Here is a 3,387-nt window from a genome sequence, read left to right as displayed (position 1 = left end):
GGGTTCCTGCCACATGTGCGTACGCCCGCATCCGGACCTTTCCAGAGCCCGGAACCAGAGTGTGAAGTTTCCCCGTGATCTTGGGCACGCTGTTGTTACGCCGCGAGGGCTTGGTCTTGCCGGTAGCGCAGGCGTGTTTCGTGGGGTGTGAGGTAGCCACAGTGGGTGTGCTTGCGCAGGCGGCGTCTGTTGTAGAAGGTCTCGATGAAGTCGAAGATGTCGGCGCGGGCGGTGGCCCGGTCGGGCCAGAAGCGGGTGCCGATCTCCTCTTTGAGTACCGCCCAGAAGCTCTTCGCGGCGGCGTTGTCGAAGCAGCTCCCGGCCCGGCCCACGCTCTGCCGGTGTCCCAACTTGCCGATTGTGTAGCGTAGTTGTCCGGAGGTGTACTCCGATCCCCGGTCGCTTTGGATCACGCAGCCGGGTTCCAGGCGGCCCAGTGCGGCAGCCATGTCCAGGGCGTCGACGACAAGTTCAGCGCGATGGTGGTCGGCCATCGAGTGTGGGGGTCGAGGTCGCGGCGGACATCCTGTCCCGTCCTGGTGTGGACGACCCGTGGGCCTGCCACACCGAGCACCGGGAAGCGGACGGCAGCCTGCGGTTGCCCCTGGGCGGCTTCTGCGTGCGCTCGGGCGACCGGACAGTTCTGGTCGACGCCGGCGTGGGCGCGTTCGATGACGGCAAGTACGCCGGAGGAGACCTGCTTTCCTCCCTGGCCGCCCACGGGATCGGTCCGGCCGACGTGACCGACGTAGTTTTCACGCACCTGCATTTCGACCACATCGGCTGGGCCACGCACGACGGTGTCGCCGTGTTCCCCGAGGCCACCTACCGTGCGCACCGGGCCGACTGGGAGTACTTCGTCACTGGCGAGAACGCGCAGCCCGGCGCGATCGAGAAGCTCACACCACTCGGCACACGCGTGGAGTTGTTCGACGCCGACTTCACGGTGGCGCCCGGCATCGATGCCCTCCACGTGCCCGGCCACACGCCCGGCTCGACGGTGTACGTGGTCTCCTCCGCCGGCCGCCGTGCCGTGCTGCTCGGCGACGTGGTGCACTCGGTCGTCCAGTTCAGCGAGCGGGACTGGGAGGTGATCTGGGACGTCGACCCGGCCGCCGCATCGGCTGTGCGCAATCGCATCGCGGACGAGGCCGCGGACACCCACGATCTGCTCGTCGCCGCGCACTTTCCCGGTATGCGCTTCGGACGGATCATCGCGGCCGACGGCAACCGTCGCTTCGTCGCCGCGTAGCGCCGGAGGCGAGGAACACGTCGGCTGCCGGTGCGGAGGCGAGGCGGGCCTGTCGGATCTGGATGACCTCGTACAGCGTGGTGAGGGAGAAGGTGTGGCGGGACTTTGCCGGAGCCGTTGCCCACTCCCAACCGAAGGCCGATACCACTGCGCCGCGCGGCGGGGCGCCGCGCAGCTGGGCGAGTAGTTCGGCGGGGGCACCGAGTACGGGCGTGTACGGCGGGGTGGGGACGGTCGACGGCATGTCGGCCCGCTGAGCGCGTGGAACCAGCGCTGGACGGCCGGGCGGGTCAGCTCCATGGCCGCTTCCAAGCCCGCCGCGGTGACCCGGCCCGCGTGTTGGGTGAGCTCGATCTCGCGCGGGGATGAGGTTACGCACGGCACGCCTTCAAGCGGCCCTTGCACTTGGAGGCGCTCGCTCGGCAGGTCAACGTGGACTCGTCGTCCGGTCGTGGCCACGACCTGTCACGGACTCAGATGCTGCGATGAAGGCTTGTACGAGGGGACGCTTGTCGCCTCGGCGCGTGGCCATGAAGATCCGGCTCATTGTGGGAGGTCCGTCGAGTTCAAGACGTTGGGCGCCCGCGGGGAGCAGTGCCGTGATGCTGTAGGGGGCGATGGTGACGCCAAGGCCGGCGGCGACGAACATGATGATGGTGTGCCAGTTCGAGCACTCTTGCGCGACCTGGACGTCGATGCCGGCGTCCCGCAACGGCTGTGTGTTCACGTCGAACGCGTGGGTTCCTGCTGAACGCGGGAACAGGATCAGCGGGTCAGCGGCCAGCGCCGTTGCTTCCACATGATCAGCCCTTGCGGCGGGGTGCTCTGTGGGGATGACGGCGACAAACCGTTCCGTTGTCAGCAGGGAAAGGTCGATGTCGTCTCGCTCCTCGGCATCACGCACGATCCCGATGTCGGCCGTGCCCCGCTCCAGGGCCGCCAGGACATCGACGGTGAAGCCGTCGTGCAGTTTGACCTGGACGTCTGGGCGGCAGCGGGAGAATTCACGGAGCCGTTCGCTGACGATCGCGGCGGCGGAGCTGATGAAGGCGACATCCAGGCGACCGGCCTCGCCGCGCCCGACACGGCCGGCCTCGTCGAGATCGGCCGCCAGACGGCCCAGGAGGTCCCTGGCCCGTGGCTGGAACGTTGCTCCCGCGTCTGTGAGGCGGACGCTTCGAGAGGTCCGCCGGAACAGCTCAACACCGACGATCTTCTCGAGCTGCTTGATCTGCTGGGACAGGGCGGGCTGAGCGATGTTCAGCCGCTGGGCGGCACGGCCGAAGTGGAGTTCCTCGGCCACAGCCAGAAAGTACCGCAGGTGGCGGAGCTCGATTCGCTGATCCATAGTTCAAGCTTATTGATATGGGCTACTGCTTGTATTGGACATATGGGTGAGTGGGGCCGGAGGCTAGCGGGAAGCTACACCCGAAGGGAAACCCGCCTCATGCCGTACACCCCTGCTCCCACCGTGGTCTCCTCGATCGCCTCACAAAGTGATGCCGACGCGTTCCGCGCGTTGAACGAGGAGTGGATCTCCCGCCTGTTCACCCTGCAGGAAGAGGACCGGGCGGTTCTCGGAGATCCGCTCGGCCGCATCGTGGGCCCGGGCGGTGATGTGCTCCTGGCGCGCGAGCAGGGCAGCGGCGCCGTTGTGGGGTGCGTCGCACTTTTGGCCTACCCGGACGCCGTGTTCGAGCTGGCGAAGATGGCCGTGGCACCGGCCGCGCAAGGACGCGGGATCGGCCGCCAACTCATCGCCGCAGCGATCGGCCGTGCCCAGGCGCTTGGTGCGGTCCGACTGTTCCTCGGCACGAACGGCAAGCTGGCTCCCGCCATCCAGCTGTACGAGGAAGCCGGGTTCGTCAGGATCACCCGCAACCGTCTCCCGGTGGCCGACTATTACGCTCGCGCCGACATCCTCATGGAACTGAAGTGACGCCCCGCCCGGAGCTCGCAGTCTGCCTCGAACCGCGGCCGCCTTCGCTAAGACCGACCGGCAAATGGGGGGCGGCGTCGCGGGGCTGGGCACGCGCATCTGCCGCGTTGTCGTCAATCACCATGGCTCCTTCCCCAAGCTCTCGGCTGCGCTCGAGCAGGGGAGACCCCATCTGTCTCAATCCTCCGCCTTGCAG

At 67.6% G+C, this 3,387-nt stretch carries 5 protein-coding genes; 2 read left to right on the top strand and 3 right to left on the bottom strand.

Going from position 1 to position 3,387, the window contains the following annotated elements; translation table 11 throughout:
- Nucleotides 1-95: 95 nt before the first annotated feature.
- Nucleotides 96-494 carry an IS3 family transposase gene (locus GA0115254_RS42735; RefSeq protein WP_093900635.1) on the bottom strand — a complete coding sequence of 133 codons (399 nt, stop codon included), beginning with the start codon at nt 492-494 and terminating at the stop codon, nt 96-98.
- Between the two features lie 47 nt (nt 495-541).
- On the opposite strand from GA0115254_RS42735, the gene GA0115254_RS42730 reads away from it, so the two are divergent.
- The gene (locus tag GA0115254_RS42730; protein ID WP_256103115.1) at nt 542-1,252 is read left to right on the top strand and encodes an MBL fold metallo-hydrolase; all 711 of its coding nucleotides are present in this window, start codon (nt 542-544) and stop codon (nt 1,250-1,252) included.
- Here GA0115254_RS42730 and GA0115254_RS42725 read toward each other — a convergent pair.
- Together GA0115254_RS42725 and GA0115254_RS42720 are read right to left on the bottom strand one after the other, a co-directional pair.
- A complete protein-coding gene (locus GA0115254_RS42725) occupies nt 1,212-1,496 on the bottom strand; it encodes a DUF6247 family protein (RefSeq protein WP_093900634.1) in 285 nt (94 codons plus the stop codon). The genes GA0115254_RS42730 and GA0115254_RS42725 overlap by 41 nt on opposite strands.
- Before the next feature lie 183 nt (nt 1,497-1,679).
- Nucleotides 1,680-2,600 carry a LysR family transcriptional regulator gene (locus GA0115254_RS42720; protein WP_093900633.1) on the bottom strand — a complete coding sequence of 307 codons (921 nt, stop codon included), beginning with the start codon at nt 2,598-2,600 and terminating at the stop codon, nt 1,680-1,682.
- A 42-nt stretch (nt 2,601-2,642) separates the two neighbouring features.
- Here GA0115254_RS42720 and GA0115254_RS42715 point away from each other — a divergent pair, with 42 nt between their 5' ends.
- Nucleotides 2,643-3,191 carry a GNAT family N-acetyltransferase gene (locus GA0115254_RS42715; protein WP_370741035.1) on the top strand — a complete coding sequence of 183 codons (549 nt, stop codon included), beginning with the start codon at nt 2,643-2,645 and terminating at the stop codon, nt 3,189-3,191.
- Nucleotides 3,192-3,387: the final 196 nt, after the last annotated feature.

The organism is Streptomyces sp. Ncost-T10-10d, from assembly GCF_900091955.1.
Taxonomy (GTDB): Bacteria; Actinomycetota; Actinomycetes; order Streptomycetales; family Streptomycetaceae; genus Streptomyces.
The sequence above is the reverse complement of the archived record's forward strand: the minus strand, read 5'-3'. Positions and strand labels throughout refer to the sequence as shown.